A 536-nucleotide genomic window follows, 5' to 3' on the forward strand; every position below is an offset into this window, starting at 1 on the left:
TGTCGATAAAAAACAGGTCAATAGGGATAAAGAAGAGTATCTAGACCACTGATAAATCAATGTAATCAGACTCCACCTTCACTTAGGTAACCGGTAACATTCTTGCCGATTCTATCTTTAAAATCGATATTAAGGTGATAAAATGTACCTCTTTTTTTAAAATCTTTTCAAGAAGTTACAGACATTTTATGACATTTTTAGAATCAACTGATCATGAGATCATGAATCTTTACACAGATTGACAACAACACTCTTTTTAGGCGCCACATCGATCGTCGCAGCAACAGGACAATGGTGCTCTACATGTGCAATCATTGCATCAATCGTCGCTCGATCCGCTGAAGTAGAGTGATGATAGATAGTACGAATTTCACTAAAACCGATTGGAACCGTTGGATCGCCCATATAACCGGCTGAATCAAAATCCCCTTCTACCTCAATATGACAAGATTCATAAGGGATCTTCTTTTGAGCAGCATAAGCATTAAAGACCATTGTTTTACAAGCCCCTAATGCTCCAAGAAGCAGCTCTACTG

The 536-nt window shown here is 38.2% G+C and carries 1 protein-coding gene; it reads right to left on the reverse strand.

The genetic code is table 11. From position 1 onward, the window contains the following. Window positions 1-219: 219 nt before the first annotated feature. A partial coding sequence (locus FK268_RS26180) for an OsmC family protein (RefSeq protein ID WP_146437905.1) occupies window positions 220-536 on the reverse strand: 317 nt, incomplete at its 5' end.

The organism is Tsukamurella sputi, assembly GCF_007858445.1.
In the GTDB taxonomy this organism is placed as follows: domain Bacteria; phylum Actinomycetota; class Actinomycetes; order Mycobacteriales; family Mycobacteriaceae; genus Tsukamurella; species Tsukamurella sputi.